The organism is Micromonospora sp. NPDC051006 (assembly GCF_044456245.1).
In the GTDB taxonomy this organism is placed as follows: Bacteria; Actinomycetota; Actinomycetes; order Mycobacteriales; family Micromonosporaceae; genus Micromonospora.
Window position 1 is genome coordinate 665316 of record NZ_JBITFP010000001.1, and the last position, 23150, is coordinate 688465.

Annotated in this window: 19 protein-coding genes and 1 tRNA gene; 9 read left to right on the forward strand and 11 right to left on the reverse strand. The window is 73.2% G+C overall.

From position 1 onward, the window contains the following. The first annotated feature begins 181 nt into the window (after positions 1-181). Positions 182-258 (forward strand) — tRNA-Pro (locus ACIBBA_RS03145). A 197-nt stretch (positions 259-455) separates the two neighbouring features. Here ACIBBA_RS03145 and ACIBBA_RS03150 read toward each other — a convergent pair. Beyond that, on the reverse strand, positions 456-779 hold the full coding sequence (locus ACIBBA_RS03150; protein WP_396693199.1) for a DUF6331 family protein: 324 nt from the start codon (positions 777-779) through the stop codon (positions 456-458). Positions 780-1217: 438 nt separating this feature from the next. Beyond that, on the reverse strand, positions 1218-1721 hold the full coding sequence (locus ACIBBA_RS03155) for an HIT family protein (RefSeq protein WP_396693201.1): 504 nt from the start codon (positions 1719-1721) through the stop codon (positions 1218-1220). A 78-nt stretch (positions 1722-1799) separates the two neighbouring features. Between ACIBBA_RS03155 and ACIBBA_RS03160 the strand changes: the two genes are divergently transcribed. Both ACIBBA_RS03160 and ACIBBA_RS03165 read left to right on the forward strand, forming a co-directional pair. Next, positions 1800-4409, forward strand: coding sequence for an ATP-binding protein (locus tag ACIBBA_RS03160; protein WP_396693203.1), 2610 nt, complete (start codon positions 1800-1802; stop codon positions 4407-4409). An 81-nt stretch (positions 4410-4490) separates the two neighbouring features. Further along, complete coding sequence (locus ACIBBA_RS03165; protein WP_396693205.1) at positions 4491-5312, forward strand: class I SAM-dependent methyltransferase; 822 nt, start codon at positions 4491-4493, stop codon at positions 5310-5312. Between the two features lie 77 nt (positions 5313-5389). Here the strand turns inward: ACIBBA_RS03165 and ACIBBA_RS03170 are convergent, their stop codons facing one another. Then, positions 5390-6589, reverse strand: coding sequence for a low temperature requirement protein A (locus ACIBBA_RS03170; protein ID WP_396693207.1), 1200 nt, complete (start codon positions 6587-6589; stop codon positions 5390-5392). Between the two features lie 126 nt (positions 6590-6715). After that, positions 6716-7189 carry a hypothetical protein gene (locus tag ACIBBA_RS03175; protein WP_396693209.1) on the reverse strand — a complete coding sequence of 158 codons (474 nt, stop codon included), beginning with the start codon at positions 7187-7189 and terminating at the stop codon, positions 6716-6718. A gap of 161 nt (positions 7190-7350) precedes the next feature. Between ACIBBA_RS03175 and ACIBBA_RS03180 the strand changes: the two genes are divergently transcribed. Further along, positions 7351-8634: an MFS transporter gene (locus tag ACIBBA_RS03180; protein WP_396693212.1), complete on the forward strand. Its 1284-nt coding sequence runs from the start codon at positions 7351-7353 to the stop codon at positions 8632-8634. 292 nt (positions 8635-8926) lie between these two features. Here ACIBBA_RS03180 and ACIBBA_RS03185 read toward each other — a convergent pair whose 3' ends face one another. The 3 genes from ACIBBA_RS03185 to ACIBBA_RS03195 all read right to left on the reverse strand — a co-directional run bounded on the left by ACIBBA_RS03185 (position 8927) and on the right by ACIBBA_RS03195 (position 12351). Next, positions 8927-10654: a bifunctional metallophosphatase/5'-nucleotidase gene (locus ACIBBA_RS03185; RefSeq protein WP_396693214.1), complete on the reverse strand. Its 1728-nt coding sequence runs from the start codon at positions 10652-10654 to the stop codon at positions 8927-8929. Between the two features lie 199 nt (positions 10655-10853). Beyond that, a complete protein-coding gene (locus tag ACIBBA_RS03190) occupies positions 10854-11567 on the reverse strand; it encodes a histone deacetylase (protein WP_396693216.1) in 714 nt (237 codons plus the stop codon). Between the two features lie 4 nt (positions 11568-11571). Beyond that, a complete protein-coding gene (locus ACIBBA_RS03195; protein WP_396693218.1) occupies positions 11572-12351 on the reverse strand; it encodes a phosphodiesterase in 780 nt (259 codons plus the stop codon). 260 nt (positions 12352-12611) lie between these two features. On the opposite strand from ACIBBA_RS03195, the gene ACIBBA_RS03200 reads away from it, so the two are divergent. Continuing rightward, positions 12612-13988, forward strand: a complete 1377-nt coding sequence (locus ACIBBA_RS03200; protein ID WP_396693220.1) for a diguanylate cyclase — start codon at positions 12612-12614, stop codon at positions 13986-13988. 23 nt (positions 13989-14011) lie between these two features. Here ACIBBA_RS03200 and ACIBBA_RS03205 read toward each other — a convergent pair whose 3' ends face one another. Together ACIBBA_RS03205 and ACIBBA_RS03210 are read right to left on the reverse strand one after the other, a co-directional pair. Further along, positions 14012-15073, reverse strand: a complete 1062-nt coding sequence (locus ACIBBA_RS03205) for an aspartate-semialdehyde dehydrogenase (RefSeq protein ID WP_396693222.1) — start codon at positions 15071-15073, stop codon at positions 14012-14014. Positions 15074-15078: 5 nt separating this feature from the next. Continuing rightward, a complete protein-coding gene (locus tag ACIBBA_RS03210) occupies positions 15079-16344 on the reverse strand; it encodes an aspartate kinase (RefSeq protein WP_357055471.1) in 1266 nt (421 codons plus the stop codon). A gap of 222 nt (positions 16345-16566) precedes the next feature. Between ACIBBA_RS03210 and ACIBBA_RS03215 the strand changes: the two genes are divergently transcribed. Continuing rightward, positions 16567-17412: a hypothetical protein gene (locus ACIBBA_RS03215; protein ID WP_396693225.1), complete on the forward strand. Its 846-nt coding sequence runs from the start codon at positions 16567-16569 to the stop codon at positions 17410-17412. Positions 17413-17495: 83 nt separating this feature from the next. Beyond that, positions 17496-18026 carry a nitroreductase family protein gene (locus ACIBBA_RS03220; protein ID WP_396693227.1) on the forward strand — a complete coding sequence of 177 codons (531 nt, stop codon included), beginning with the start codon at positions 17496-17498 and terminating at the stop codon, positions 18024-18026. Positions 18027-18038: 12 nt separating this feature from the next. On the opposite strand, the gene ACIBBA_RS03225 is transcribed toward ACIBBA_RS03220, so the two are convergent. After that, on the reverse strand, positions 18039-18221 hold the full coding sequence (locus tag ACIBBA_RS03225; protein WP_396693229.1) for a hypothetical protein: 183 nt from the start codon (positions 18219-18221) through the stop codon (positions 18039-18041). A 77-nt stretch (positions 18222-18298) separates the two neighbouring features. Here ACIBBA_RS03225 and ACIBBA_RS03230 point away from each other — a divergent pair, with 77 nt between their 5' ends. After that, positions 18299-19588: an MFS transporter gene (locus ACIBBA_RS03230; protein WP_396693231.1), complete on the forward strand. Its 1290-nt coding sequence runs from the start codon at positions 18299-18301 to the stop codon at positions 19586-19588. Between the two features lie 237 nt (positions 19589-19825). Further along, positions 19826-21577: a 2-isopropylmalate synthase gene (gene leuA, locus ACIBBA_RS03235; protein ID WP_396693233.1), complete on the forward strand. Its 1752-nt coding sequence runs from the start codon at positions 19826-19828 to the stop codon at positions 21575-21577. A gap of 24 nt (positions 21578-21601) precedes the next feature. Here leuA and ACIBBA_RS03240 read toward each other — a convergent pair whose 3' ends face one another. Then, positions 21602-23119, reverse strand: coding sequence for an MFS transporter (locus ACIBBA_RS03240; RefSeq protein WP_396693235.1), 1518 nt, complete (start codon positions 23117-23119; stop codon positions 21602-21604). Positions 23120-23150: the final 31 nt, after the last annotated feature.

The window sequence follows — 23150 nt, forward strand, 5'->3', positions numbered from 1 at the left end:
GCCGTGCGTGCCGGCTCAAGATCCGCGCAACTTCCCTGAAGTAGTGGCCTCGTTCGACCTGGGAGGCCCCTACTTCCCGGAAGTTGTGCGGATCTTGAGCCAGGCTCGGAGGGGTGCGCCGGCGGCGGGGGTACCGAGTTTGACCACCGGGGCGGGTGGGCTACTATTTGTCGGCACGCCTCGGGGTGTGGCGCAGCTTGGTAGCGCGCTTCGTTCGGGACGAAGAGGTCGTCGGTTCGAATCCGGCCACCCCGACCAGAGGTAACCGCAGGTCAAGGCCCCTCAACAGAGGGGCCTTGATTCGTTTCCGGCGATCACTGCTCTCTCCAAGGCAGCGAGAAGGCAGCACACGAGACGCTGTAGCCCCAGGTGTTCCGGCGCACCTCGGTCGCGGGATCAGTGGGAGGTGGGTTACCTCGCAGTCATCCAGAGTTCGGATCGTTCACCTCGACCGCTCACGACGCGTCGCCGGCCGCCAGTCCCGCGTCGAACGCGGCCAGGAAGTCCAGCAACTGACGCCGCGCGGCGTCGTCGTGCGTGCGGTGGTTCAGGAATGTCGACGTGAGGCGGTGCGAGCGGTCCCCGACCACCTCGATCAGCTCGGCGAGTTGGAGCCGAGCCTCGACCACCGCGGCCGACCCCACCTGACGGCACCACGCCTCGATAAGGGCGGGATCGGTGGAGACGGCGTCGATCCCGCAGCACTCGCGGACACACTCGACCTCGCAAAAGATGATGCACTTACTCAACGGCGGTGGCATTTCGACCGACACGTCCATTGCCGCTCCTTCCGCTGAGCCCACCGCGACGGTGAGGGGTAGCCGATGCTAGCGCCCGTCACCGGACCGCACTCCTACGGAATTTGGCGGCCACCGGCGCGGATCGTTCGGCGACCGCGTCGCCGAAAGTCACTGAGTTAGGGCGCAAGTCAGCGGCGTGTGCGACCTACCGCCAGCCCCAGGAGCACGAGCACTACGGCGACGACGGCCCAGGCGACCATCCCAGCCCAGAGCGGGCCGTCCATCAGGACGACAAGCAGGATGCACACAGGGAGCAGTGACCCGGCAACCGCGAACATGATCCTCGGGACCTGGCTGATCACTGGTTCCTCCCTCAGGTCCTGCCTACCAGCCGACAGCCTGCCACGGCGCAGGGGATGCCGCCTGCCCGCTGCGGGCTGATCGAGAGCGACCTACGACCAGCGCGCCAGCTCTCATTCATTCGTCGGCGAGCTCCGCGAGCGCGGCGCGGATCCGCCGCCCGAGATCCGCGACCTCCGCCGGCGTCGGCCGCAGCACGCCGTCCTCGGCCATCAACGCCCGGTACTGCTGCTGCTCGTACGGGACTCCGGGTGGCAGCGGCGCGACGTGCCAGTGCACGTGGGCATTGCCCTGACTGCTGCCGAGCGACAGCAGGTAGGTGCACTCCGGCCGGAGCACCCGGCTGACGGCGCGGGCGACGCGGTGCACCACCGCCTGGAGACTCAGGTACTGCTCCGGCCCGAGGTCCCGTACCACGTCCTCGATGTGCCGGCGCGGCGCGACGAGGGCTGAGCCGGGAAGCGTCGGGTAGCGGTTCAGGAACGCCACCCAGGAGCCGTCGTCGTAGAGCGGTTCGTGTTCGTAGTCCGCGTCGCCGGCCAGGAACGAACAGATGAAGCACGGGCCGGACCGGGCCCGCCGCTCGTAGGCCGTCAGGTCCATCGGCAGCCGCTCACCCACCCACGGATGGTAGCCAGCCGCGTCGGGTCGCCGTCAGAGACGTTTCGGCTGGCCGGGGCGTCGTTAGCATCAGCGGCGATGGAGCTGCTGGAGCGCGCGGAGACGCTCGGCGCGATGGACGATCTGCTGGCGGCCACCGCCAGCGGCGGCCAGATCGCGCTCGTGGCCGCCGAAGCGGGCGCCGGGAAGTCCACCCTGGTCACGGCGTTCGCGGCGGCGCTCGGTCCGCGCGCCCGGGTGCTCTGGGGGTCGTGCGACCCGTTGCTCACCCCACGGGCGCTCGGGCCACTGCACGACGTGGCCCGCCAGGTCGGCGGGGTGCTGGCGGAGCGGCTGACCGCGCTGCACGCCGACGGCCGGCCGGACCCGCTGCGCCGGGGCGCGGTCTTCGACGCGCTCCTCGACGAGCTGGCCGGCCCGCGGCACCGACCCCGGCCGGTGCTGGTGATCGAGGACGCGCACTGGGCAGACGAGGCGACCCTGGATCTGACCGCCTTCCTGGGCCGGCGGCTGGCCCGCTGCCGCGCCCTGCTCGTGCTGACCTTCCGCGACGACGAGGTCGGGCCGGGGCATCCGCTGCACGCCGTGCTCGCCGGGCTGCCCCGGCCGCTGGTCCGCCGGCTGCCGTTGCCACCGCTCTCCACCGCCGCCGTCGCCGAACTCGCCCGCCGCGCGGGCCGGGCCCCCGCCGGCCTCTACCAGGCCACCGGGGGCAACCCGCTGCTGGTCACCGAGGTGCTGGCCGCGGACGGGGCGGGCGTGCCGCCGACCGTACGGGATCTCGTGCTGGCCCGGCTCGCGACGGTCTCCCCGGCCGCCCGGGCGGTGGCCGGGTTGGTCTCGGTCGTGCCGTCCCGGGCCGAGTCGTACCTGCTCGACGACCAACCCCCGGCGGCCGTGCAGGAGTGCCTGGACCGGGGGCTGCTCGTACCGGCGGGCAACGGGGTGATGTTCCGCCACGAGCTGCTCGGCCGGGCGGTGCGGGAGTCGCTGTCGCCGGTGCAGCGGGCCGCGCTGCACGTCACGGTCCTGACGAAGCTGGCACCCCGGCCCGATGTGGACGCCGCCCGGCTGGTGCACCACGCCCACCACGCCGACGACGCCGAGGCCGTGCTCGCCTGGGCGCCGATCGCGGCACGTAGGGCCGCCACGGCGGGCGCGCACCGGCAGGCCGCGGCCCACTACGCGGTGGCGCTGCCCCGCTCACGCGCGCTGCCGGCACCGCGCCGGGCCGAGCTGCTGGAGGCGTACGCGACCGCCGGTTACCTGGCCGGGCTGGGCGTGGAGGCGCTCGACGCCTGGCGCTCCGCCCTGGCCCTGCGGGAGACCGAGGACGACCCGCTGCGGATCGGGGAGGACCTGCGGTGGGTGTCCCGGCTCTCCTGGTGGACCGGGGACAGCGGCGGGGCCCGGACGGCGGCGGCACGGGCGATCGAGGTACTGGAGTCCGCACCGCCCGGCGTCCAGCTCGCCATGGCGTACAGCAACATGTCCCAGCTGCTCATGCTCGCCGACGACGGCGAGGCGGCGATCCGCTGGGGCGGGCGGGCGCTCGCGCTGGCCCGGCGCCTGGGTGATGTGGAGACCGAGGCGCATGCCCTGGTGAACGTCGGATCGGCCCGGTTGCAGCGCGGCGACGTCGACGGCATCGCCGAGTTGGAGCGCGGGCACGCGCTCGCCGCCGCGCACGGCCTGGACGACCACGCCGCCCGGGCGCTGGTCAACCTCGCCACCATGACGGTGGAGTGGCGCAGGCTGACGGCGGGGGCGGACGCGCTGGACCGGGCGTTGCGCTTCACCAGGGCGCGTGACCTCGACGGGTACGTCCGGCACCTGCTCGGTTACCGGGCCCGGCTGCGGCTGGACCGTGGCGACTGGGCCGCTGCCCAGACTGACGCGGAGCAGGCGCTCGCCGGGCCCGACCAGCCCGGCGGCAGCCTGATTCCCGCGCTGGTCGCGCGCGGCCGGCTCGCATCGCGCCGCGGCGAACCGGCCGGGTCCGACCACCTGGCGACGGCGGCGCGGTGGGCGGAGCGGAGCCGCGAGCTGCAGTTCGTCGGGCCGGTCACGGCGGCGCTGGCCGAGCGGTACTGGCTGGCCGGGGAGCCGGAGCGGGCGGCCGGCGAGGCCCGCCGCGGCTACCGGCTCGCCGCCGAGGCGGGGCATCCGTGGTTCGCCGGCGAGCTGGCGTACTGGCTGTGGCGCGCCGGCGAGCCGGTCGGGGACGGCCCGGAGCTGGCGTCGCCGTACCGCAGGTTGGTCGAGGGCGACTGGGCCGGCGCGGCCGGCGAGTGGGAGCGGCTGGGCTGCCCGTACGCCCGGGCGGAGGCGCTGGCCTGCGGCGACGAGGAGGCGGCCGGCGAGGCGCTGCGGATCCTGGACGGGCTCGGCGCGACGGGCACGGCCCAGCGGGTGCGGGCGGAGCTGCGCCGGCGGGGCATGGCCCGGGTGCCGCGGGGGCCGCGACCCGCGACCGCCGCCCACCCGGCCGGCCTGACCGGTCGGCAGCGCGAGGTGCTGGCCCTGCTCGCCGAGGGGCTGAGCGACGCCGAGATCGCCGGCCGGCTGTCGCTGTCGGCCCGTACCGTCGGCCACCACGTCTCCGCGGTGCTGGAGAAGCTGGCCGTCCCGAGCCGGGGCCAGGCGGTCGCCGCCGCCCGTCGGCAGGGCCTGCTGCCGCCAACATAGGTGGTTCTCCCCATCCCCCGGCGCACCGCCGTGCCTAGCGTCGGCACGGCAACGAGCTTCGCGATCGGAGGGAAGGCACCGATGAGCACCACACTGGATCTGACCGCCGTCAAGGTACGCCAGCAGAAGACCTGGGCCAGCGGCGACTACGGCGCCGTCGCGGCCCGCATCCATCCGATGTCCGAGTGGCTGGTCGACGCGGCCGACCTGCCGGCCGGGGCCCGGGTGCTGGACGTGGCGACCGGCACCGGCAACGCCGCCATCGCGGCGGCCCGCTGCGGCTGCCTGGTGACCGGGGTCGACTACGTACCCGAACTGCTGGAGCGCGGTCACGCGCGGGCGGCGGCGGAGGGGTTGCCGGTGACCTTCGTGACCGGCGACGCGGAGCGGCTGGCCTACCCCGACGGCGCCTTCGACGCGGTGCTCTCGGTGGTCGGCGTGATGTTCGCGCCCGACCAGGAGCGGGCGGCAGCGGAGCTGGTCCGGGTCTGCCGGCCCGGCGGCACGCTGGCGTTGGCGGCCTGGACACCGGACGGCTTCATCGGCGAGCTGTTCCGTACGGTCGGCCGGCACGTGCCCCCGCCGGCCGGGCTGCGCGCCCCGGTCGAGTGGGGCAGCGTGGAGCGGGTGAGCGAGCTGCTCGGCGGGTCGGTGCACGACCTGCGGACCACGCGCCGGGAGTTCGTGTTCCGCTTCACCACGCCGGAGGAGTTCGCCGACTTCTTCCGGGCCAACTACGGCCCGACGCTGAAGGCGTTCGAGGCGCTGGAAGCCGACCGCCGGCCGGCGCTGCACGCCGACCTGGTCGAGTTGGCTCGCCGGCACGGCGCCGGCACCGACGGCACGGTCCGGATCCCGTCCGCGTACCTGGAGCTGGTCGCCCGCCGCGCGCCCGCCAGCTGACCTCGGGGGGACCGAACGGTCGGGGCCGGCAGCACCCGCCCAGGTGCTGCCGGCCCCGACCGGAGGTACGCGGGGCGCTACGCCGCAGCCGCTGCCAGCCGGCCGGGAGCGCGCCGCTCCACCGCCAGCTGGGCCGCCAGCGCCGCCACCAACAGCGCTAGGGCGGCCAGGGCAGGCAGCAGCCGGGCCAGCGGCAGGAGCACCAGGGTCAGCCCAATGCCGACCAACGGAGCCACCGTGACCCGGCCCGTGGTGAACCGCAGGAAGAGCGCCCGGCCGGCGAGGTAGAGGGCGGCGCCGCCGTAGAGCGCGACGATGCCCGGCATGCTGAGCGCCCCGTGCGCGCCCTCGGGGGCCTCGTGGATCAGCGTGGCCAGCACCTCCTCGATGCCGAGGGCGACGTACATGATCCCGGCGACGAGCAGAAAATGGGCGAGGCTGTACGCGTCGCTGGCGATGGTGCCCCGGCGTGACCAGGGGACCTCGGCCAGTGCCCTCTCGGCGGTCGGCGCGACCGCGTCGAAGTAGAGCCGCCACAGGTAGACCGCCGTGGAGAAGCCGAGCAGGGCTGCCACCAGCACCGACCATCTGGTCAGTTCGGTGCCCGCTCCGGCGCCGATCGAGATCAGCGACTCGCCGATGGCGATGATGAGCACCAGCCGGTGCCGTTCGGTGAAGTGACTGACGCTACGCAGCTGCCACGGGCTGTACCGGGAGAGGAACCGACCGCCGCCGACGTCGATGACGAAGGCCAGCGCCCAGAGCAGGGTCTGGGTGGTCCCGCCGATGAGCGCGCCGACCACCAGCGGAAGCCAGGCCAGCACCGCCGGGACGCCGTAGAGCCGCAGCGTACGGCTCAGCTGAGGGCTGCCCGACACCCGCAGGTAGAGCAGCAGGTGCAGCCCTCGGACCACGATGTACGACAGCGCCAGGGCCAGCGGCGCGGGCACGCCGACGCTGTGTTCGTCATGCCGCCAGGAGTCGGGAATGACGAGCGCGGCCAGGAACATCCCCGCCATCGCCACGAGGGTGCCGGTGCGGACCACACCGACGTCCGCCCGCACCTCGTTGCCCAACCAGGCGTACGACGACCACGAGAACCAGAGCAGCAGGAAGAGCAGCAGCCCTCGGGTCATGCTGACGGCGGTGGGCTGGTCCGCCATGAACTCGATGATCCGGGTGAGCGCGAAGACGAAGACGAGATCGAAGAAGATCTCGAAGCTCGTCGTCCGGTGTGTCTCCTCGGTCCGCTCGTAGCGGGACCAGAAGGCGGGCATGCTGCCATCTTCTGCCCAGATCCGGCACAGCGCGCCCGGTTCCCCGATCAGCCGCTCCGGCGGCGTCTGACGCGGCGGCGGGCGCGGTGAGGCGTCCCGACCCGAGCTGGGCGGGCGCTGCGGCTCTCAGTCCTGCCGCTCGGCGCGCTCGATCTCCGCGAAGGCAGCCGACAGGTAGCCGGCGAGCGGTCGGCCGGTGCTGGTCAGCAGGTCGGCGACGAGCAGCGGGACGTGCCGGGCGAGCGCCGACGGATCCGGCGGGGACTCGTCGCCGTCCGGGTCGTACACCCCGAGCGCGCCGGCGAGCAGCACCAGCAGCACGTGCGGGTCGACGTCGGGACGCCACTGCGCGGCGCCCCGGACGCAGCCCTCCAGCACCTGGCGGACGTCGTCACCGTCCAGGCCGTCCGGGTGGCTCTCCTCCAACAGCAGGCGGACCACCGCGCCGAGGACCAGGCCGGACCGTTCGGCCGCGCCGAGCCGGGTCACCGCGGCGTCGTACGCCTCACCGTCGCGCTGCTGGGCGGCGGTCACCGCGTCGACGGCGGCCACCGCGATCTCACGGGCGGGGGCGGGCAACTGGCGCCAGGTCGTGGTCACGGGGTCAGCATCGCAGAACGCTCCGACGTCGACCGGGCCCGTGGGCTTCGTCACGTCGGCGACGCCCGTACACCGGGACGGCGCGACGTTCGCGACCGCCGTGCCCGCCGACGGCGATAAACGGGTCGCTGCTCGTCACACCCGCCGACCAGAATCGCGGCATGTTACGTCGCGCCCTGCCCCGCCGCCCGGAAGCCCGCCGGATGCTCCTCGGCACCCTGCTGTCGGCGGTTGGGCGTGGCCTGACGCTGCCCTTCCTCTTCATCTACCTCACCGACGTACGGGGGCTCACCGACGCCCGCGCCGGCCTGGTGATCGGCTGGTACGGCGCGGTGACCCTGGCGCTGTCCCCACTGGGCGGCACGCTGATCGACCGGTTCGGTGCCCGCCGGGTGGTGCTGCCCTGCCTGCTGATCGAGGCGGTGGGCACCGGTTCGCTCGCCCTGGTCGACTCGACCGCCTCGGCGTTCCTGGTGATGACGGTGATCGCCGTCGGCAGCTCGGCCATCTGGTCCGGGCAGAACACCATCCTCGCCTCGCTGACCGACGACGGCGAGCGGCAGCGGGTCTTCGGTCTGAACTTCGCCCTGCTCAACCTCGGCATCGGCATCGGCGGCCTGACCTCGGGCGCGATCATCGACACCAGCCGCCCGGTCACCTTCCAGACGATCTACCTGCTGGACGCGGTGAGCTACCTGATGCCGGCGCTCATCCTGCTCACCCTGCCCGGGGTCGGCCACCGGCTAGCCGCCGGGCCGGTCGGCGAGCGGCTGTCGGCCGGCGGCTACCTCACGGTACTGCGGGACCGTCCGTTCCGGCGCCTGGTGATCTTCGGCCTGGTCCTCACCACCTGCGGCTACGCGCAGATCGAGGTGGGCTTCGCCGCATACGCCGTCCGGGTCGTCGAGGTCAGCCCACGGGTGGTGGCCTGGGCGCTGGCCGGCAACACCGTGATGATCGTGCTCGCCCAACTGCTGGTGATCCGGCGGATGGAGGGGCGCAGCCGCACCGCCGCGCTCGCCGTGGTGGGCGCCGTGTTCGCCCTTGCCTGGCTGGTCCTCGGCGCAGCTGGCGTGGTGGGTACGAGCAACGCGCTGCTGGCCGCGCTCGGCGTGGTGGCCTGCTCGGCGATCTTCGGCTTCGGCGAGACCCTGCTCTCGCCGGTGATGCCGGCGCTGACCAACGCGCTCGCCACCGACGAGCTGCGCGGCCGCTACAACGCGATGAGTTCGATGATCTTCGGCATCAGCGGGGTGATCGGCCCGGTGACCGCCGGCCCGCTGATCGGCGCGGCCGACGGAAAGATCTGGGTCATCGCCGTCGTCAGCGGCTGCCTGATCGCATCGCTGGTCGCGCTCTCCCTGCGCCGGCTGCTCAACCCGACACAGGACGGCCGTCAGCTCCTCACCCCGTCGTCCCCCGAACCCGCCCCCACCCCGGCCTGACCTCACCCCCGCCGCGCCCCTGCCCGCACGGGCGGGAGCGCCAAGATCGTGCTCGATCCCGGATGCAGTCCCCTCCACCACAGCCCGACCCCACTCTTTCCACGATCGAGCGTGATCTTGCCGCCCCACCGGGGCAGGCCGACCCGGTGATCAAGAGGTTCGCGTCAGGAACGGGCTGGTTCCTGACGCGAATCTATTGATCAACACGGGCGGGGGCGGGAGGGGAAAGCCTTGGGTGTGGGTCGGGCCCCGGAGCGGGTGCTCCGGGGCCCGATGGGTTCGGGGTCTGCCGTCAGGCGGCGGGGACCTCGGCGGTGGTGCGGATCCGGTCCAGCGCCGGGGCGGAGACCGGCGACTCGGCGGTCAGGTACGCCACGAAGGCGTCCAGGTCGATCTGGCCGGTGACCAGGTTGGTGCCGGCGGTGAGGGCGCTGAAGCCGTCGCCGCCGCCGGCCAGGAAGTTGTTCACCGTCACCCGGTAGGTGGCGGCGGGGTCGACGGTCGCGCCGCCCAGCGTGAGACTGCCCCGGACGACCCGGCTACCGGCGCACGGGTCGGTCGTCGGCGCGGTGGTGCCGTTCAGGTCGACCACGTAGCCCACGGTCGACGACGGGTACAGGATCCGGCCGGTGACGAACTGCTGCTCCAGCACGCAGTAGAGCTGCGCACCGGTCAGGTCGAGCGTCACCAGGTTGTTGGCGAACGGCTGGACCGTGAACGCCTCCTCGTAGGTGACCGGGCCGGCGTCCAGGTCGGCCCGGACGCCGCCGGGGTTCATGAACGCGGCGACCGCGTTCTGCTCGTCGTCGGTGGCCGCGAGCTGCGCGTCGGCGATCAGGTTGCCCAGTGGCGACTCGCCGCACGAGGCCGGCACCGCCGCCGAGCACGTGCCGAGCAGGTTCTCCTGCGTCCGGCTGATCGCGGTGGTGGTCTCGCCGACCTGCCGGTCGGCGACCGGGCCGAGGACCGTCTGGTAGCGCTCGATCAGCGCGGTCTGCTTCGGGTCCTTGGCGACGTCCCGGGTGACCACGACGTTCTCGGCCTGCGCGGTGAGCACGTCGCCGGTACGCCGGTCGATCTTCAGGTCGATGTTGGTCACCAGCCGGCCGAACGAGCTGGCGCTGGTCACCAGCTTGCCGTTGATGTCGCAGTTGTACGCCTGGTGGGTGTGCCCGCTGACCACGACGTCGATCGACGGGTCCATCCGGTTGGCGATGTCCACGATCGGGCCGGTCATGCCGACGCAGTCGTTGATGCCACCGCCGGCGGCCTGGGTTCCGCCCTCGTGCAGCAGGACGACGATCGTCTGCACACCCTTGCGCCGCAGCTCACGGGCGTAGCGGTTGGCGGTCTCCGCCTCGTCGGCGAAGCTCAGGCCGGCCACACCCTGCTGGCTGACGATCTCCGGGGTGCCCTCCAGGGTCATCCCGATGAAGCCGACCTTGACGCCCTGCACCTTGTGGATGGCGTACGGGGGCAGCAGCGGCCGGCCGGTGGAGGTCTTGAACGCGTTCGCCGAGAGGTACTGGAAGCCGGCGCCCTTGAACGGGGTGCCGTCGGCGCAGCCGTCCACCGGGTGGCAGCCGCCGTTCTGGATCCGCAGCAGCTCGGCGGCGCCCTCGTCGAACTCGTGGTTGCCGACGCTGGCGTAGTCAAGCCCGGCCATCGACAGCGCCTCGATCGTCGGCTCGTCGTGGAACGCGGCCGAGAGCAGCGGGGACGCGCCGATCAGGTCACCGGCGGCCACCGTGATGCTGTTCTTCTTCTTGGCCGCCGCGCGCAGCTCGGCCAGCTGGGTGGCCAGGTACTCCATGCCGCCCGCGGTCTGCCCGGCAATGGTGCCGCTGGAACCGGTCGGCGGTTCGAGGTTGCCGTGGAAGTCGTTGAGGGCGAGCAGGGTGACGTCGACGGGCTTCGGTCCCGCCTCCGCCTGGTCGGGGGTGGTGGCGACCGCGCCGAACGCGGCCACCGCGAGTGCGGTCAGGCCGACGGCGGCCCGACGCATCCCGGGGATGGTCATGGAACTCCTCATGGGAATCGGTGCGTACGGTGCCCGGACGATGGGTGGGCCGGGCACCGACCGACACCGTCGGAAGGAACGGTCTCGGTGGCAGCGGTTGGGGGTCACTGCCCCGTCCGGGACAGCCTCTCATCCCCGGCCCGGCCGGTCGACCGGGGAGCCCATCAGACCTGCGAATACGTCCGGCGACCCGGCCGGGTCAACCGGATGAGTCCAACCTGACCGTCGGGTCACCGCGGGTCGCCCCGTCCGAGCCCGGAGACCGTCCACCAGGGATGCCGGTGGCGCCGGCGGGTAGCTCCGTGGTCACCAGGGCCTCGACGTCGGCCCGCTGCCATCCGCCGGCGACGCCCGGCCGGTCGGCGAGGTAGCTCGCGATCCGGGCCGCCGGCCAGCCGTGCGCCTCGTGCAGGCCGCGGGCGATCATCCGGAGGTAGACCGGGGCCGGCGGCGTCCAGGGCATCGCCGACGCGGGCCCGGGCGCGGTGAAGGTGAGCAGCGGCAGGCCGTCGCGGTGGCCGGCGCAGACCAGCGTCTCGTAGCGTCCTGGCCCGATCGTGGCCCGCCCGGTCGCCACCGCCTCGGCGATGAGATGGAGGTCCGCGCCGGGCGGCCGGTACATCTCCTGCGCCGCGACGTCGGCGAACTGGTCGGTGGTGAGCAGGTACGCGCGGGCCGCGGCCCGGCCGGGCAGCTGCGGGTCGTAGAAGGCCATCCCGCCGGTCCAGGCCCGGGACTCGCCGGCGAAGTAGACGCCGCCGGGCAGCCACACCGGCGCGGTGCGCCGGGGTGGTCGCGGATCCCGGCAGCCGGGGTACGTCCGGCGGCCGCCGGGTGGGCAGCCGCCGGTCAGGTACCAGTTGAGCCGGGCGGCGTGCATGTTCGACCCGTACGCGACGTACCAGAGGTGCATCGGGTCAGAACCCGCAGGTCTGCCCGGCGGCGTGGCTGACCTGCACGGAGTGCGTGACACATTCGTCGCGGCCGACGAGGTGCAGCAGGAAGGCGGTCGGCTCGGCGACCCAGCCGATCTCGTCGTCGGCGCGCATGGTCAGCGAGCTCTGCCGGACGGTGCTCGGGGCGACGGTGAGCACGGTGCCGGCGAACAGCGCGGTGACCGGTCGGTGCAGGTGGCCGGCCGCCACCCGGACCACGTGCCGGTGCCGGCGGATCACCTCGGCGAACGCGTCCGCGTCGGCCAGCCGGATGGCGTCGGCGGCCGGTATGCCCACCGGGACCGGCGGGTGGTGCAGGCAGACCACGGCCGGCACCTCCGAGCGGCCGGCCAGCACCCCGTCCAGCCAGCTCAGCTGCTCCTCGCCGAGTTGCCCACCGTCGGCGCCGGGCACCAGGGAGTCGAGCACCACAACGGTGGCTTCCGGGTGGTCGACGTGGTAGTAGGCCGAGAAGCCCCCGCCCAGCCAGGGCGTGCCGCCGAAGGCGTCGAGCAGCGACTCCCGGTCGTCGTGGTTGCCCGCCGCCAGGTGCACCGGCAGCGGGAACTGGCCGATCAGTCCGCGCAGCGCCTGGTACTCCTCGGGGCTGCCGTGCTCGACCAGGTCGCCGGTGATGACCACGCAGTCGGGGCGGGGCCGCAGCGCGAGCACCCGGCCGAGCGCGCGGTGCAGCCCGGCGGCCGGTTCGGCGGCGAGCGGGCCGGTGGTCAGGTGCGGGTCGCTGAGTTGGGCGATGAGCATCTGCGCGCCTCCTCGCGGCGGGATCTCCACGCTATCGTCGCGCGGCCCCTGCGGTGGCCCCTCTGTCCACCGGCTGTGTCCACAGCCTGTGGATAGCACATGTGTACGAAGCTGCTGCGCGTTCCTGCACGGGACGGCACCGCGCCGAACGTGAGTACGCTTGATCGCACGGTTCGGCGCCGGCCGACCCCACCCCTACCTGGAACGACGTGCGAGTGGATCACCAGCGAGTCATCCGTGACGTCACGGTCCGCCTCCCCATGGCCTCGACCGCCGTGGAGGCCTGCCAGTGGACCGTCACCACGCTCGCCCGGTACGCCCCGGCCACCATCTCCGTGCTGCTCCAGGCCCACGACCGGCTGCGCTGCGTCGCCGCCACCGGCGCCTGGCAGGTCTTCGCGACCGTACCCCCGAAGACCGGCATCGTCGGGCGGGTCTACGCCTCCGGCGAGGCCGCCGTGGTGCCGGACGTCAGCGCGGACCCCGACTACCTACCGGTCCGCCCGGACGTGACGGCCGAGATCTGCGTACCGGTGCTGGACCGGGCCGGGCGGCCGATCGGCGTGCTGGACCTGCAGTGGAGCACGCCGGTCGACCTCGCGCCGTGGCGGGACACCGCGGCGCGGCTGGCCGTCCAGCTCGGCGCCCGGATCACGGCGCTCGGCGGGGTGCCGGCGGAGAGCCGCAGCGAAAAACTGCTCCGGCACGCCGCCGCGCTCTCCACCGCCGGGAGCGAGTGGGACCTGATGAGCGCGGCCATCTGCGCCGCCCGGGACGTCTCCACCCTCTCCGCCGCCGTGCTGCTGCTCGGCGACCGGGACGGGGCCCGGCTCGGCGCGCCGCCACGCGTGCCGGGCGAGCTGGAGTCCCGGATCCGCGCCGAGCTGACCGCGGCGGGTCCGGCGGCGCTCGGCCGCATCGTCGGCCGGGCGCACCGCTACGGTGCGGGCTACACCGTCGGCGAGGCCGACCACCCGCCGACCGAGGACTACCACCCGCTCGCCGCCGCCGGCGTACGCACCCTGGTCGCGGTCCCGGTCGGCCCGCCGGACGAGGGCGGCGTGCTCCTCGTCGCCGACGAGCGGCTGCTGCGCCCCGACCCGACCACCGTCAGCCTGATGGAGCTGCTCGCCGCGCAGGCCTGGAACGGCCTGGATCGCCTGCGCACCCTCGCCCGGCTGCGCGAGCAGGCCAGCTCGGATCCGCTGACCGGGCTGCGGCACACCGGGCCGTTCGGCCAGCGGATCGCGGCGGCCACACCTGGCCGGACCGCCCTGCTGGCGATCGACGTGGACGGCTTCAAGACGGTCAACGACACGTACGGCCACCAGGCCGGCGACCGGCTGCTGGTCGACCTGGCCCGGGCGTTGGAGGGTGCCCTGCGCCAGGGCGACGAGCTGTACCGGATCGGCGGCGACGAGTTCGTGGCGGTGATCGAGGTGAACCGCCCGGAGGAGGCGGTCCGGATCGCCGAGCGGCTGACCGAGGCGGCCCGGCGCACCGGCCGGACCATCAGCGTCGGGGTGGCGCTCCCCCGCTTCGGCGAATCAGCCGAACTCACGCTGCGCCGCGCCGACCAGGCCCTTTACGCCGTCAAACGGCACGGCCGCGACGGCGTCCGGCTGGCTCCCGCCTGACCCACCCCGGTAGGGGAGGGAGATCAGCGCGGGGTCAACTCGGTGGCCAGGACCTCGGCGATCTGAGCGGTGTTCAGGGCAGCGCCCTTGCGGAGGTTGTCGCCGGTGATGAAGAGGTCCAGGGCCCGGGGGTCGTCGAGGGCGCGCCGGATCCGGCCGACCCAGGACGGGTCGGTACCGACCGCATCGATCGGCATCGGGAACTCACCGGCGGCCGGGTCGTCGACCAGGATCACGCCCGGTGCGTTCCGCAGCGCCTCGCGGGCCCCCTCGGCGTCGACCTCGGTGGCGAAGACAGCGTGCACGGCCACCGAATGCCCGGTCACCACCGGCACCCGGACGCAGGTGGCGGAGACCTTGAGGTCGGGCAGGCCGAGGATCTTCCGCGACTCGTTGCGGATCTTCATCTCCTCGGACGACCAGCCGCCGTCGGCGGGCGAGCCGGCCCAGGGCACCACGTTCAGCGCCAGCGGTGCCGGGAACGGCCCAAGGTCGTCGCCGACGGCCTGCCGTACGTCGCCCGTGCGCGAGCCGAGCGCCCGGTCGCCGGCGATCTTGCCGAGCTGGGCGTGCAGGGCGTCCACGCCGGCCTGGCCGGCGCCGGAGACCGCCTGGTAGGAGGCGAGCACCAGCTCGCGCAGGCCGTACTCGCGGTGCAGCGGGGCGACCGCGATGATCATCCCGAGGGTGGTGCAGTTGGCGTTGGCGATGATGCCCTTCGGCCGGTTGCGGACCTGCTCCGGGTTGATCTCGGGCACCACCAGCGGCACGTCCCGATCCATCCGGAACGCACCCGAGTTGTCCACCACCACCGCGCCGCGGTCGACCGCCACCGGCGCCCACTGGGCGGAGACCTCGTCGGGCACGTCGAACATCGCCACGTCGACGCCGTCGAACGCCTCGGCGGTCAACGCCTGGACGGTCAGCTCCTCGCCCCGGCAGCGCACCTTGCGCCCGACCGACCGCTCGGACGCGATCAGCCGGATCTCGCCCCAGACGTTGCGACGCCCGGTGAGCAGCTCGCACATCACGGTGCCGACGGCACCGGTCGCCCCGACCACGGCAAGGGTGGGCAGCGCCCCCATCGGCGCTACCGCCCGGTCCCCGCGTAGACCACGGCTTCGGTGTCACCGCCGAGCTCGAACGCGTCGTGGATGGCGCGGACCGCCGCGTCGAGGTCGGTGTCCCGGCAGACCACGGAGACCCGGATCTCGGACGTCGAGATCATCTCGATGTTGACGCCGGCGGCGCCGAGCGCCGCGAAGAAGCCGGCCGCGACGCCCGGGTGCGAGCGCATCCCGGCGCCGATCAGCGAGACCTTGCCGACGTGGTCGTCGTAGAGCAGGCCCTTGAACTTGACCGACTCCTGGATCTTGCTGAGCGCGGCCATCGCGGTCGGGCCGTCGGTCTTGGGCAGGGTGAACGAGATGTCCGTCCGCCCGGTGCCCTCGGTGGAGACGTTCTGCACGATCATGTCGATGTTGATCTCAGCGCCCGCCACGGTGTCGAAGATGCTCGCGGCGGCGCCCGGCTCGTCGGGCACCCCGACGATCGTGATCTTCGCTTCGCTGCGGTCGTGGGCGACCCCGGTGATCAGCGCTTGCTCCACAGGAAGGTCCTCCATCGATCCGGTGACCATCGTGCCGGTGTTGGTCGAGTATGACGAACGGACGTGGATCGGCAACCCCGCCCGCCGGGCGTACTCCACGCTACGCAGGTGCAGCACCTTGGCGCCGCAGGCGGCCAGCTCCAGCATCTCCTCGTAGGTGATCTGCTTGATGTGCCGGGCGTTCGGCACGATCCGCGGATCGGCGCTGAAGATGCCGTCGACGTCGGTGTAGATCTCGCACACGTCGGCGTGCAGGGCCGCGGCGAGCGCCACGGCGGTGGTGTCCGACCCGCCCCGGCCCAGCGTGGTGACGTCCTTGGTGTCCTGGGAGACGCCCTGGAAGCCGGCCACGATCACCACCGAGCCCTCGTCGAGCGCTCCCTTGAGCCGGCCCGGGGTCACGTCGATGATCCGCGCCCGGCCGTGCACCGAGGTGGTGATCACTCCGGCCTGCGAGCCGGTGAACGAGCGGGCCTCGTAGCCGAGGTTGTGGATGGCCATGGCGAGCAGCGCCATGGAGATCCGCTCCCCGGCGGTGAGCAGCATGTCCAGCTCGCGGCCGGGCGGCAGCGGGCTGACCTGGTTGGCCAGGTCGAGCAGCTCGTCGGTGGTGTCGCCCATCGCGGAGACCACCACCACGACGTCGTCACCGGCTTTACGGGCGGCGACAATCCGCTCCGCCACCCGCTTGATTCGCTCGGCGTTGGCGACGGAGGACCCGCCGTACTTCTGCACCACGAGTGCCACGACGGTGCACTCCCTCCCGGCGACCCTGAGCGTGCCGACGCCGCCGGTCACGGGGCCGGCGGCGCGTGTCAGACCTCCTGAGCGTATCGGGCCGGCCCGACCGGCGGGTCAGGTGATCCCACCATCCGGCCCGGGCGGCCCCGTCCGGACGGCGTGCGACACGCCGACCGGCGCCGGGTCCACCGGGCCCCGCCCGGAAGCGGGGCACCGGAGAATGGGCCGGTGCCCGCCCACTCCCACCCGGCCCGACGCAGCCGCCACGAGCGTCCGCTCGGCCGCCCCACGACCGGCCCGCGCCGCCTGCTCCGGCTCTCGCTCGGTGCGCTCGCGCTCACCCTGCCGGCGCTCCTCGTCGCCTGCGCCAGCGACCAGCCCACGACCCCGCCGCCGGCCGAGCCCGAACCGGTGGCGGTCGACGCCGCCCGCGACGAGCTGGCCGGGTTGGCCGCGGCGGCGCAGGACCAGCACCTGGTGGCCAGTTACACGCAGACGAGGGCCGGTCAGCCCGATCGGACGATCGTGGTCACCAGCGCGAATGACGGCAGTTGGCGGGTCGACGTGCCCGGCGGCGCGCTCGGTGGGGCCGCCGACATCTCGCTGGCCGCCACCCCGGACGGCCTCTTCCAGTGCGGCCTGCCGTCGGCCGCCCGACCCGAGCCGGCCAGCTGCGTACGCCTCGGCGACCGGGACGACAACCTCCCGCGCCGGCTGGACCCCCGGGTACAGCACCCGTTCACCGACTGGCTGGACGTGCTCACCGACCGGCGCGCCCCGCTGTCGGTCTCGCCCGCGAAGCCGCTGCCGGGCGCCAGCGGCGCCTGCTACTCGGTGGAGAGCACGTCGGCCTCGCTGAACGCCCCGCTCGACGTCGGCATCTACTGCTACGAGCAGGACGGCACTCCCACGGCGGTGCGGACGGAGCACGGCACGCTCAAGCTGGCGGGCCCGCCGGGACCGGCGCCGGTCACGGTGCAGCTCGCCGGGCCGGTGGTCGAGGGCGAGCCGCTCGGCACCAGCTCGCCTCCGCCACCTGAGCCGTCCGACAGTCCGAGCCCGGGAACCTCCTGATCTTCATCCCGTTACGGGTGCTCTTGCCCACATTTACTCGGCCCGTTCGTCGGGGCGAAACGGCCATACGGGACGCTTCCCCTATGGCCGATCTCACCCCGCTACTCGCCTTCCGCTGGAGCCCTCGGGCCTTCGACCCGGACGCCGAGCTGAGCCCGGACGAGGCGGCCTCGCTGCTGGAGGCGGCGCGTTGGGCGCCGTCGGCGGAGAACGGGCAGCCCTGGCGGTTCGCTCTCGGCCACCGGGACGACGAGACCTGGAAGCGGATCCTGATCAACCTCCCGGGCCGCGACCAGGGCTGGGCGCGGCACGCCGCCACCCTGGTGGTCGGCGCGCACACCGGCGGCGACGCCGAGCGGGCCGCGTACGACCTGGGGCAGGCGATCGCTCACCTGACCGTGCAGGCCACCGCGCTCGGCCTGCACGTACGCCAGCTCACCTGCTTCGACCGGGCCGGCCTCGCCACCGAACTCGACCTGCCCGGCGGGATCCGCCCGCTGGTGGTCGCCGCGGTCGGCCGGCTCGGTGACCCGTTCACCCTCCCGGCCGAGCTGCGCGACCGGGAGACCGGGCTGCGCCACCGCCGCCCCGTCGCCGAGCTGCTGCTCGCCTGATCGCCCATCGGGTCACCCGCCGCGGCTGGCCCCCCGGAGCAGGATCCTCGCCGCGTCCGTGTTGCGATAGAGCACGTGCACGGCGTAGCGGACCGGATCGGCCAACGCCCACATGCTCATGACCGTCTCGTTGGCGGGCGACACGGCGAACCGCACTCCCGCGACGTCGGCCGGGCTGAACCGCAACTCGGACACACGCACCCCCGGACGCAGGATTCGGCCCAGCCTAAAAGGCTCGACCGGAGCGTGGGGGCACGGTTCACTCACCTGCCATGGGGGCCAGAGACACCATCCGCACCACCGTCCGACACGTCGTACCGCCCGCCGGGCTGACCCGCGCCCTGGCCGTGCAGGCCATGGTCTACGCCGTCGGCAACGGCTTGTTCCAGGCCGGCAGCGCCGTCTTCTTCACCCGGGCGCTCGATCTCAGCGCCGCCCAGGTGGGGCTGGGCCTGTCCATCGCGGCGGGGGTGTCGCTGCTCGGCACGGTGCCGCTGGGCGGGCTCACCGACCGGTACGGCCCGCAGCGGGTCTGGGTGCTCGGGCTGGTGCTGGAGGCGGCGCTGTTCGCGACCTACCCCTTCGTGGGCGGCTTCGCCGGCTTCCTCATCGTGGTGGTGGCGCTGGCCGCCGTGCATGCTGCGACGGGCGTGGCCGTGCAGGTCTACTCGATCAACGCGCTTCCTCCGACCGAACGCGTCACGGCCATGGCGTACCAGCGCTCGTCACTGAACGCCGGGTTCGGGTTGGGCGCGGTGATCAGCGGCCTGGTGCTGGCGGTGGACACGATCGCGGCGTACCGGGGAATGGTTTGGTTCATCGCGGCGGTCTTCCTGGTGACGGCTCTCTTCGTACGGCGACTGCCCCGGCTGCCCCAGACGGCCCGGCCGGCGGAACCGATGAGCCGGCTCGCCGTGCTGCGGGACCGGCCGTTCATGGCGGTGTCCCTGCTCTCCGGGCTGCTCACCGCGCACCAGACGCTCTACCTGACGGTGATGCCGCTCTGGATCCTCACCCACACCGACGCCCCGAAGACGGTGATCGCCGGGCTGGTGCTGCTCAACACGGTCCTGATCGTGCTGCTCCAGGTGCGCGCGAGCCGGGGAGCCGACACCGCGCCGGACGCCGCCCTGGCCTCCCGCCGGGGCGCCCTGCTGATCGCCCTGTTCTGTCTGGTCCTGCCGATCTCCGGGATGACCCGGGGCATGCTCACCATGGTGGTGCTGGTGGCCGCCGCGACGCTCCTGATCGTGGCCGAACTGATCGAGTCGGCGGGCACCTGGGGGCTCACCGCCACCCTGCCGCCGGCCGCCCAGCGCGGCGCGTACGTGGGGGCGTTCCGGCTCGGCACGCAGGTGCAGTACCTGATCGCCCCGGCGGGGCTGACCGCGCTGGGGGTGACCACCGGCGGCTGGGGCTGGTTCCCGACGGCAGCGATCTTCGCGCTGGTCGGGCTGGCGATCGTACCCGTGGTGGCTTGGGCCGGCCGGACGCCGAGGCTGGGTGCGGCGACCCCGGAGCAGGCCGTGACACCGGAGCAGGCCGTGACACCGGTCCCATAGTTCGGACCTGCCTTCCCACCCCCGGTCCCATCACGTAGGGTCACCCTGTCATGTGGCGTGCGCTCCTCCTTCGCTGCCGCGACGAGGCCTGACCGGCCGGCACCTCGTCGCGGAGTCGAACCGCGCCGTCCAGCACATCCGAACTTCTCCTCGGCACCCGCACGGGCACCGTCGCCCGGCACCTCGCCGACACCTTCCGATTGCTGACGCCCACATGACCCACGGGAGCACTCCGTCATGGCTCAACCTGTCACCGACGCCGAGACCGATCCGATCGCCCGGCAGCGCCCCAGCCGGATGCCGTTCCAGCGCTACCAGCCCTACCAGCAGCAGTTCCGGATCGACCTGCCGGACCGCACGTGGCCGACCCGGCACGTCGACGCCGCACCCCGCTGGTGCGCGGTGGACCTGCGCGACGGAAACCAGGCGCTGATCGACCCGATGTCGCCCGAGCGCAAGCGCCGGATGTTCCAGCTGCTCGTGCAGATGGGCTACAAGGAGATCGAGGTCGGCTTCCCGTCGGCGAGCCAGACCGACTTCGACTTCGTCCGCCAGCTGATCGAGCAGGACCTGATCCCGGACGACGTGACGATCCAGGTGCTCACCCAGTGCCGGGAGCACCTGATCGAGCGGACCTTCGAGTCGCTGCGCGGCGCGAAGCGCGCGATCGTGCACTTCTACAACTCCACCTCGACGCTCCAGCGCCGGGTGGTCTTCGGTCTGGACCGGGACGGCATCACCGACATCGCCACCACCGGCGCCCGGCTCTGCCAGAAGTACGCCGAGATCCACACCCCGGACACCGACATCCACTACGAGTACTCGCCGGAGTCGTACACCGGCACCGAGCTGGAGTACGCGCTGGAGGTCTGCGCCAAGGTCATCGAGGTGATCGACCCGACGCCGGACCGGAAGCTGATCATCAACCTGCCGGCCACCGTCGAGATGGCGACGCCGAACGTCTACGCCGACTCGATCGAGTGGATGCACCGGCACCTGCCGCGCCGCGACAGCCTGGTGCTCAGCCTGCACCCGCACAACGACCGGGGCACCGGCGTGGCCGCCGCCGAGCTGGGCCTGCTGGCCGGTGCGGACCGGATCGAGGGCTGCCTCTTCGGCAACGGCGAGCGGACCGGCAACGTCGACCTGGTCACGCTGGGCCTGAACCTCTTCTCCCAGGGCATCGACCCGATGATCGACTTCTCGAACATCGACGAGGTGAAGCGGGCCGTCGAGTACTGCAACCAGCTGCCGGTGCACGAGCGCCACCCGTACGCGGGCGACCTGGTCTACACCGCCTTCTCCGGCTCGCACCAGGACGCCATCAACAAGGGCTTCGACGCGCTGGCCGCCGACGCCGCGGCCGCCGGGGTGCCGATCGACGAGCAGACCTGGGCGGTGCCCTACCTGCCGATCGACCCGAAGGACCTGGGCCGCACCTACGAGGCGGTCATCCGGGTCAACTCGCAGTCCGGCAAGGGCGGCATCGCGTACATCATGAAGAGCGAGCACCAGCTCGACCTGCCGCGCCGGCTCCAGATCGAGTTCTCCGGCGTGGTCCAGCAGGTCACAGACCACGACGGCGGCGAGGTCGAGCCGTCGGCGATGTGGGAGATCTTCGCACGGCACTACCTGGTCGACCACCAGCCCGACCCGGCGGTCACGCTGGCCGGCTACACGATCGGCACCGTCGAGGGCAAGGTCGAGATCGAAGCGCGGGTCGGCGTCGGCGGCGAACAGCCGTCGCTCACCGCGGTCGGCAACGGCCCGATCGACGCGTACGTCAACGCGCTCCAGTCGGTGGGCGTGGGCGTACGGGTGCTCGACTACCACGAGCACGCGCTCTCCTCCGGCGGCGACGCGCAGGCCGCCGCGTACGTGGAGTGTGAGGTCGACGGCCGCACGGTCTGGGGCGTCGGGGTGGACGCGAACATCGTCACCGCCTCGATCAAGGCGGTGACCAGCGCGGTCAACCGCGCCCGCGGCTGACTCAGCGACGGGGAAGGGCGCGGTTTAGCCGGGCCCTTCCCCGCGGTCGCGCCCGCTGGCGGGCGGGGTGGACACCGGGAACGAGTGGCAGGGCTGCGACGGTGGCGCCGACCGCGGCGGGCGGTGGATCAGCACGAGGGCCATCAGCGCGCCGGCCACCAGCAGCCCGGCGCACCAGGCCATCGCCCCTCGGAACGCGTCGGTGAGCGCGCCGCGCTGCTCGTAACCCGCGCCGGAGAGGCCGACCAGCAGCGGCAGCGCGGCGACCGCGAGCAGACCGCCGGCCCGAGCGGCGGCGTTGTTGAAGCCGCTGGCCACCCCGGCGAACCGGTCGGCGACCGCGGCCAGCACCGAGGCGGTCAGCGGCGCCACCACCAGGGTCAGGCCGGCGCCGAAGAGCAGCACCCCGGGCAGCACGTCCGGCCAGTACGACGCTCCGGGGCTGACCTCACGCAGCATCAGCAGCCCGACGGCGGCGACCACCGGGCCGACGGTGAGCGGCAGCCGCGGCCCGATCCGCGCCGACAGCGCGCCGGCCCGGGCCGAGCCCACCAGCAGCAGCACGGTCATCGGCAGCAGGGCGACGCCGGTGAGCAGGGCCGACCAGCCGAGCACGTTCTGCAGGTAGACGGCGAAGAAGAAGGTGAAGCCGCCGAGCGCGGCGTAGACCACCACGGTGAAGATGTTCAGCACCGAGAAGAGCCGGCTGCTGAACAGCCCGGTGGGCAGCATGGCCGTGTCGCCCCGGCGCCGCTCCAGCAGCACGAAGGCGACCGCGCCGATTACCCCGGCCAGCGCCGCCCCCCACACCGGCGGGGCACCGAGGCCGCGGCCGGGGGCGTCGATCAGCGCGTAGGTGATGCCGCCGAGGGCGAGCGCGCCGAGCAGCGCTCCCGCCACGTCGAACCGCCGGTGCTGGCGGCTCCCCGCCCGGGTACGGGAGGCGTCCTCGTCCCGGCTCTCCGGCACCCAGCGCAGCGCGGCGAGCACGACCAGCACGGCGAGCGGCAGGTTCAGAAAGAAGATCCACCGCCAGGAGAGCGCGTCGATGAGCCAGCCGCCGATGAACGGGCCGAGCGCGGTGGAGACCCCGGAGAGCCCGGACCAGGCGCCGATCGCGCGACCCCGGTCGTCCGGGTGGAAGCTGGACTGGAGCACCGAGAGCGAGCCGGGGGTCAGCAGCGCACCGCCGGCCCCCTGGAGGAACCGGGCGCCGACCAGCCAGCCGGTCCCCTGGGCCAGCCCGCAGAGCACGGACGCGGCGGTGAACCAGACCACCCCGATCAGGAAGATCCGGCGCCGGCCGAAGCGGTCACCGAGCGCCCCGCCGAGCAGCACGAACGCGGCGAGCATCAGCAGATAGCCGTTCACGGTCCACTGGAGATCCGCCACGGTGGCGTTCAGGTCGCGGCCGAGCCGGGGCAGGGCTACGTTGACGACCGTGCTGTCCAGGAAGACCATGCCGGAGGCGAGGACGGCGGCAAGCAGTGTGCCCCGGCCCGCGGCGGTGCCCATCCGGAGGGCGGGGGCGGGCTGGGTCATGGCTACCCATCTTTCCCGCACTATCTGGGAG

Bases quoted from the DNA above. Each gene is read 5' to 3' on its own strand.
- ACIBBA_RS03205 (WP_396693222.1), bottom strand. From the start codon at position 15,073: ATGGGGGCGCTGCCCACCCTTGCCGTGGTCGGGGCGACCGGTGCCGTC.
- ACIBBA_RS03195 (WP_396693218.1), bottom strand. From the start codon at position 12,351: ATGCTCATCGCCCAACTCAGCGACCCGCACCTGACCACCGGCCCGCTC.
- ACIBBA_RS03160 (WP_396693203.1), top strand. From the start codon at position 1,800: ATGGAGCTGCTGGAGCGCGCGGAGACGCTCGGCGCGATGGACGATCTG.
- ACIBBA_RS03220 (WP_396693227.1), top strand. From the start codon at position 17,496: ATGGCCGATCTCACCCCGCTACTCGCCTTCCGCTGGAGCCCTCGGGCC.
- ACIBBA_RS03185 (WP_396693214.1), bottom strand. From the start codon at position 10,654: ATGACCATCCCCGGGATGCGTCGGGCCGCCGTCGGCCTGACCGCACTC.
- ACIBBA_RS03180 (WP_396693212.1), top strand. From the start codon at position 7,351: ATGTTACGTCGCGCCCTGCCCCGCCGCCCGGAAGCCCGCCGGATGCTC.
- ACIBBA_RS03165 (WP_396693205.1), top strand. From the start codon at position 4,491: ATGAGCACCACACTGGATCTGACCGCCGTCAAGGTACGCCAGCAGAAG.
- ACIBBA_RS03150 (WP_396693199.1), bottom strand. From the start codon at position 779: ATGGACGTGTCGGTCGAAATGCCACCGCCGTTGAGTAAGTGCATCATC.
- ACIBBA_RS03240 (WP_396693235.1), bottom strand. From the start codon at position 23,119: ATGACCCAGCCCGCCCCCGCCCTCCGGATGGGCACCGCCGCGGGCCGG.
- leuA (WP_396693233.1), top strand. From the start codon at position 19,826: ATGGCTCAACCTGTCACCGACGCCGAGACCGATCCGATCGCCCGGCAG.
- ACIBBA_RS03200 (WP_396693220.1), top strand. From the start codon at position 12,612: ATGGCCTCGACCGCCGTGGAGGCCTGCCAGTGGACCGTCACCACGCTC.
- ACIBBA_RS03230 (WP_396693231.1), top strand. From the start codon at position 18,299: ATGGGGGCCAGAGACACCATCCGCACCACCGTCCGACACGTCGTACCG.
- ACIBBA_RS03170 (WP_396693207.1), bottom strand. From the start codon at position 6,589: ATGCCCGCCTTCTGGTCCCGCTACGAGCGGACCGAGGAGACACACCGG.
- ACIBBA_RS03190 (WP_396693216.1), bottom strand. From the start codon at position 11,567: ATGCACCTCTGGTACGTCGCGTACGGGTCGAACATGCACGCCGCCCGG.